Annotated in this window: 2 protein-coding genes; both read right to left on the bottom strand. The window is 73.4% G+C overall.

The genetic code is table 11. The features are described 5' to 3' along the window. On the bottom strand, positions 1-440 hold a 440-nt coding region (locus E1284_RS40945; protein WP_131945475.1), incomplete at its 3' end, for a universal stress protein. Between the two features lie 103 nt (positions 441-543). Further along, the gene (locus E1284_RS40940; RefSeq protein ID WP_131945474.1) at positions 544-780 is read right to left on the bottom strand and encodes a hypothetical protein; all 237 of its coding nucleotides are present in this window, start codon (positions 778-780) and stop codon (positions 544-546) included. Positions 781-811 lie beyond the last annotated feature (31 nt).

Below are 811 nucleotides of genomic sequence, written 5' to 3'. Positions count from 1 at the left end.
GGGTCGGGTGGGACGAGGACGACCGGGCACGGTGACATGCGCAGGCAGGCGGTTCTGACAGGTCCGCGGTCCGTTGGTGCGTCGCCGAGGACGAGGACGGCCGCCTTCGCGGCGAGGTGCAGCAGGTTGCGCGCGGGGTGGCCGTACGCCAACTCCTGATGCACGCGGGCCGCCGGCGCGGGGCCGAGCACCGCCCGGACGTCCCTGGCGAGCGCGCGCCGCGCACGCTCCCGCTCACGGTCGAGGGTCGGGTGCCGCGCCGCGATCGTGCAGGGCGCCGGAGGGTCCTGCCATGAGCGGACGGCCATGACCTCGGCGCCCCGCTGCTGCGCCTCGCTCGCGGCCCAGCGCAGAGCGCTCAGCGACGCTGGAGATCCGTCCACCCCGACGACGATCCGCACGGGGAGAGATCTGATCGTCCAAGACGGTGCTGGGCTCATCTGTGCCTCCCTCGGTTGCGCGACGCCCGTTCATGATCGCGCGCACGCGCCCCGCGGTACCGCGGTCTTGTGGCCCCGATGGCGGGGACCAAAGTCCCGCGAATCAGGTGAGGGCGAGGGTGCGCATGGTCAGCCGGGTCGTGCGGCCGCCCTCCTGTTCGGCTATGCGCAGGGCGGTGGGGACGTCGAGGTCGTTGAGGAGGGCCTTGGTCACGGCCGCTTCGGCGGCGGGGGAGTTGCCGGGGCGCCCGGCGGTGGTGTGGAGGCGGTCCAGGAGGGTCGCGGCCTCGTCCAGGGCGTCGGGGGTGTAGTCCCAGTCGTCCTGCCAGGGGGCGCTCATCAGCATGAGGCGGACGGCTGTCTCTTATACC

Origin of the sequence: Actinomadura bangladeshensis (assembly GCF_004348335.1) — a bacterium.
Classification (GTDB): domain Bacteria; phylum Actinomycetota; class Actinomycetes; order Streptosporangiales; family Streptosporangiaceae; genus Spirillospora; species Spirillospora bangladeshensis.
The sequence above is the reverse complement of the archived record's forward strand: the minus strand, read 5'-3'. Positions and strand labels throughout refer to the sequence as shown.